Annotated in this window: 4 protein-coding genes; 3 read left to right on the top strand and 1 reads right to left on the bottom strand. The window is 76.0% G+C overall.

Features of this window, described 5'->3' with window-relative positions; genetic code table 11:
- Positions 1-122: 122 nt before the first annotated feature.
- Positions 123-1,172, top strand: coding sequence for a family 2 encapsulin nanocompartment cargo protein polyprenyl transferase (locus ACFXOZ_RS42020; RefSeq protein ID WP_380595315.1), 1,050 nt, complete (start codon positions 123-125; stop codon positions 1,170-1,172).
- Positions 1,173-1,273: 101 nt separating this feature from the next.
- Here ACFXOZ_RS42020 and ACFXOZ_RS42015 read toward each other — a convergent pair whose 3' ends face one another.
- Positions 1,274-2,314: an NAD-dependent epimerase/dehydratase family protein gene (locus ACFXOZ_RS42015; RefSeq protein WP_380595314.1), complete on the bottom strand. Its 1,041-nt coding sequence runs from the start codon at positions 2,312-2,314 to the stop codon at positions 1,274-1,276.
- 209 nt (positions 2,315-2,523) lie between these two features.
- Here ACFXOZ_RS42015 and ACFXOZ_RS42010 point away from each other — a divergent pair, with 209 nt between their 5' ends.
- A complete protein-coding gene (locus ACFXOZ_RS42010) occupies positions 2,524-3,861 on the top strand; it encodes a DUF1254 domain-containing protein (RefSeq protein WP_380595313.1) in 1,338 nt (445 codons plus the stop codon).
- Positions 3,862-3,916: 55 nt separating this feature from the next.
- Positions 3,917-5,251: a DUF1254 domain-containing protein gene (locus ACFXOZ_RS42005; protein WP_380595312.1), complete on the top strand. Its 1,335-nt coding sequence runs from the start codon at positions 3,917-3,919 to the stop codon at positions 5,249-5,251.
- The last annotated feature ends 255 nt before the right edge of the window (positions 5,252-5,506 follow it).

Raw genomic sequence — 5,506 nt, 5'->3', positions numbered from 1 at the left:
GCCGGGGCACCAGCCACCGGCCGGGCGGCGCGCCGCGGTGTGCACGGCCACCGGCCCGCCGCCCCGGCGCAACCCGGCCGCCCGACGGGCCGGCCGTCCCACGACATACGGGGGAGGAACCCATGACGAGCTCCACGCTGGAGCGGGACCACAAAGAGGGCCACGAGGCCGCGGACATCCTCGCCCGCGCCCGCGGCCTGGTCGACCCGGTCCTGCGGGCCGCCGTCGACTCGCTGCCCGGCACGATGCGCAAGGTCGCCGGGTACCACTTCGGCTGGTGGGAGGCGGACGGCACGCCCTCCGAGTCCTCCTCCGGCAAGGCGATCCGCCCGGCGCTGGTCCTCGCCGCCGCCCAGGCCCTCGGCGGCACCCCCGGGACGGCCGCCGCCGCGGCCGCCGCCGTGGAGCTGGTCCACAACTTCACCCTGCTCCACGACGACGTCATCGACCGGGACGACACCCGCCGCCACCGGCCCACCGCCTGGCGGGTGTTCGGCACCACCGAGGCCATCCTGGCCGGCGACGCGATGCACTCCCTGGCGCTGCGCCTGGTCGCCGAGGACGCCCACCCGGCCGCCCGCGGCTCGATCCGCCGGCTCGCCGACTGCGTGGTCGAGCTCTGCGAGGGCCAGCAGATCGACTGCGCCTTCGAACAGCGCAACGACGTCTCGCTCGCCGAGTGCCTGGCGATGGCCGAGGCCAAGACCGGCGCCCTGCTCGGCGCCGCCTGCGCGATGGGCGCGCTGTACGGCGGCGGCTCCGAGGAGGCGGCCCGGGCGATGGACGGCTTCGGCCGCGAGATCGGCCTGGCCTTCCAGCTGATCGACGACCTGATCGGCATCTGGGGGGACCCGACGGTCACCGGCAAGCCGGTCGGCGCGGACCTGGTCGCCCGGAAGAAGTCGTTGCCGGTGGTCAAGGCGCTCGGCTCCGGCACCCCTGCCGGGGCCCGGCTCGGCGAGCTCTACGCGCTCGAACGCCGGCTCACCGCCCAGGAGTTGGCGCAGTGCGCGGCCGCCGTCGACGAGGCCGGCGGGCGCGGCTGGGCGCAGGGCGAGTCCTGCGAGCGGATGGCTGCGGCGATGGCACAGCTGGCCGTGGCCGTACCGGAGCCGGCCGCGGCGGACGAACTGCTGGCGCTGGCCGAACTGGTGACCCGCCGCAGCCACTGAGCGAGGCCCGCCGGGGCGGGGAGCGACCCCCGCCCCCGCCCCCGCCCCCGCCCTCGGGCTCCGCGCTCAGGCTCCGCGCGAGGCCCCCGCCCCCGGGCGCCTCACCCGTGTGCGGCCAACAGCCGCTGCTCCTTGGCCGGTTCGATCCCCTGGGTGAACGGCGCCCCCGGCACCAGCTTCCGCCCCTCGGCATCGGTGTCCTCGGCCGGCCCCCGGGCGCGCAGCCACTCCCAGGTGTCCCGGGCGGTCTCCGCGAACGGGCGGCAGCGCAGCCCGGCCGCCTCGGCGCGGCTGCTGTCGACCTGCCAGATGTACCGCCACTCCGGCAGGTCCGGTGCCCAGAAGGGCAGTTCGAGCCAGGGGCCGACCTGGTCCGGCCCCTCGGCCAGCAGGGCGGCGTCCCCGACCGGGACCAGTTCGGTGCCGGGCGCGCCCGCGAGCTCCCGGCAGGTCTCCAGCCACTGCCCGAAGGTGAGCCGCCCGGGCGGCGCCGTGGTGAGGAACCGGCCGACCGTCCCGGCCGTCAGCAGGTCGAGCCCGAAGGCGGCGAAGTCCCGGACGTCGATCACCTGGATGGTCCGCTCCGGATCACCGGGCGCGAGCACCCGCCCGCCGCGGGCCATCCGCTCCAGCCACCAGGGCAGCCGGCCGCCCAGCTCGTACGGGCCGATCAGGAGTCCGCTGCTGAGCACCAGGGTGCGTTCGGCGCCGAAGCCCGCCAGCACCGCGCGCTCGCCGCCCGCCTTCAACTCGCGCCCGAAGGGCTGGTCGGGCGGGGTGTCGGCGGGGCAGGGGAGGAGCGGGGAGTCCTCGGTGATCACCTGGGTGGCCCAGTCGGCGTAGGCGTGCACCGAGGAGACGAAGGTGTAGTGGTCGGCCCGTCCGCGCAGCAGCCGGGCGGAGAGCGCGGCCTGGGCGGGCTGACGGGCGGAGGTGTCGACGACGGCGTCCCAGCGGCGGCCCTCGACCAGTCGGGCGAGGTCCTCGGCACTGTCGCGGTCGCCCCGGACGGCCTCGACCCCGGGCAGGTCGGGGGCGCTGCGGCCGCGGTTGAAGGTGGTGACCTGGTGGCCGCGGGCGAGCGCCTCGGCGGCGTAGGCACGTCCGAGGAAGGACGAGCCCCCGAGCAGGAGGATCTTCATGCCACTCAGCCTGTCCCCGCCGGCCCGCCGCCACGCCCGGGTTAGCGCTGGGCAGAGCGCCGGACCGGATCCGCCCGCCGCGGGCGCCGCCCGACATGCCACCCCCACCCACCCCCCTTAGCATCCCAGGTGTACCGATCTGCCCCGATCCGTCCTGATCCACCCCTTGTCTGCCCTTGTCTGCCTGATCCGGCCTGGAGAGCGACAGCATGGTCAACCCGGCACTCGTCGATCCGGCCACCATCCGCGCGACCGCGGCCGAGGCCTGGATCCGCGCCCACCCCCTCCTGCGGAACTACCGGGCCCTCTACACCCAGGCCCTGGACGACGCCGACCCGGGCTACGTCGGCGGCTTCGGCGTCTTCCGCCACACCACCCGGCCGGCCGGGCCCGCCGACACCGACGCCGTCACCCCCGACAACGACACCCTCCCCTCCCGCGCCTGGCTCGACCTGCGCGCCGAACCCTGGGTGCTCTCGGTGCCCGCCACGGACGACTACCGAGCCCTCGCGGTGCACGAACTCGACACCCTGCCCGCCGGGTTGATCGGCTCCCGGACCACCGGCCAGGACGCCGGGGACTTCCTGGTGGCCGGCCCCGACTGGCAGGGCGAGGTCCCGCCCGGCATCACCGGCGTGATCCGCGCCGCCACCCGGCTGGTCGGCGTCGTCGGCCGCACCCGCCTGCCCGGGGACACCCCCGCCGACCTCACCGCACTACGGGCCGTCCAGGAGCAGTACCGACTGCGCCCGCTGCACGCGTACGCGGGCACCCCGGCGCCCGCCCCGGCCCCCGAACCGGTCTGGCCGGTCTGGCGCGACGAGGTCCCGGAGGGCGTCGAGTTCCTCACCTTCCTCGACTTCCTGCTCGGCTTCTTCCCGCCGACCGACGCACTCCCGCCCGCCGAGACCGCGCTGCGCGGCCGCCTCACCGACCTCGGCGTCGACGGCCGCGGCGAGTTCGAGCCCGCCGCCCTCCCGCTGGAGGTGCGGGCCGAACTCGGCCGCGGGATCGCCGACGGCCGCGCCCGGCTGACCCGGGCGGTCGCCGAACTCCGCGACTCCGCAGGCCTGTTCGGCACCCGCGAGGAACTCGGCGGGGACTTCCTCCGGCTGGCCGTCGCCGCCGAGCTCGACCCGTACGGCCTGCCCACCGAGGAGGTCTGGTACGGCCGTTGGGCAGCGGACGGCGAGGGCCGCCGCCCGCCGAACGCCGCCGACCGCGACCACCTGATCCGCTTCGCCCCGGACGCCCTGCCACCCGCCCGCTTCTTCTGGTCGGTGACCGTCTACGCGCTCCCCGGGCACCGGCTGGTCGACAACACCCTGGACCGCTACTCGGTCGGCGGCGACACCCCCGGCCTGCTCCGCGACCCGGACGGCGGCCTGACCCTCTACCTCCAGCACAAGCGCCCCGCCAACGCCGACCACTCCGCCAACTGGCTGCCCGCCCCGGACGGCCCGTTCGCCGTGGTGCTCCGGATCCACGGCCCGGAGGCCGCCGTACTGGACGGCCGCTGGCAGCCCCCGCCGCTCACCCCGCGCTGACCCCGTGCCGACCTGACCCCGCCCCGCCCCGGCGCCGACCCGACGAAGGACCCCGATGAACCTGCCCGAGCTGGAGGCCCTGGCCGCCGACGCCTACGTCTACGGCTACCCGCTCGTCGCCGGCCTCACCATGGTCGAGCGCTTCGCCAAGGGCGGCCTGGGCACCCTCCCGGCGGCGCCGTTCAACCACTTCAGCCACGCCACCCGGCTGGCCGGCCCCGGCGACCACTTCGTCTCGGTCAACAACGACACCATCTACTCGATCGCCCAACTGGACCTCTCCGAGGGCCCGCAGGTGCTGCACGTCCCGGACACCGCCGGCGCCTACTACGTGCTGCAGTTCATCGGGGCCTGGACGGACAACGTCGCCTACCTCGGCAGCCGCGCCACCGGCACCGCGGCGCAGACCTGGCTGGTCGTCCCGCCGGACTGGCACGGCACCGCGCCGGACCCGGCCCAAGTGATCGAACTGCCCACCACCGTCGGCACGATCGTCGGCCGGTTCGCCTGCGACGGCCCGGACGACCTGCCCCGGGTCAAGGCCCTCCAGGCCGCGCTCGCCCTGGAGCCGCTGGAGCCCGGCGGCCTGGTCGCCGGAGTCCCCGAGCCCGACCCGGACGTCCCCGAGCGGCTGGCCTTCTTCGAACGCCTGCGGGTGTGGATGCAGGCCTTCCCACCGGCCACCCCCGACATCGAGTACCAGCGCCGCTTCGCCCCGCTCGGCCTGCTGGACGACGGCGCCTCCCCGTACCGCGCCGCCGCCGCCGAGTGGACCCTCGCACTCGCCAAGGGCCTGGCCGCCGGGCGGGAGCGGGTCGAGGACGCGACCCGCCCGCCCGAGGACCACCCGCTCGGCGAGTGGCGCTCGGCGCTCCACCTCTTCGACTACAACATCGATCACCTGGGCCCCGGCACCCTGGACGACCCCGAGTGGCGCATCCCCGACCGCCGCGCCGCCTACCTCAGCCGCGCCGCCGCCGCCCGGGCCGGCCTGTGGGGCAACCACGCCTACGAGGCCTCGTACGCGATGACCTACGACGACTCCGACGGCCGCCCGCTCACCGGCGCCAACAGCTACACCCTCCGCTTCGAGGAGCCCCCGCCGGCCGAGGCCTTCTGGTCCGTCACGATGTACTCGGTGCCGGACTACTACCTGGTGGAGAACCCGGAGGACCGCTACTCGATCGGCGACCGCACCCCCGGCCTGGTCTACGGCCCGGACGGCTCGCTGACCGTGACCCTCCAGCACGAACCGCCCGAGGACCCGACGGCCGCCGCCAACTGGCTCCCCACCCCGCTCGGCGAGTTCCGCCCGATCATCCGGCTCTACCGCCCGAAGCCGTCGGTCCTGGACGGCAGCTACCAGGTCCCCCCGATCCACCGCCACTGACGCCCCGCCCCCGCCTGCCCCCCGCTCCCGCCGCCCGGCCCACAGCACGCGGAGCAGGAAGTCGACCTGGCCGACTTCCCACTCCACGCGGTCTTGCGGCCGACCTCCCCGGGGTCCGTCTCCGAATTCCCGCCGGCGGGCCGATGCTCGGGCGCGCCTCCGGTGCACGCACCCCAACGCCGCCGCACCCGTGCCGCGTGGAGCAGGAAGTCGACCCGGCCGACTTCCCACTCCCCGCGGCACCCCGGGCCGCCG

This window comes from Kitasatospora sp. NPDC059160, assembly GCF_042755465.1.
In the GTDB taxonomy this organism is placed as follows: domain Bacteria; phylum Actinomycetota; class Actinomycetes; order Streptomycetales; family Streptomycetaceae; genus Kitasatospora.
This window is presented reverse-complemented; position numbering and strand designations above follow the sequence as displayed.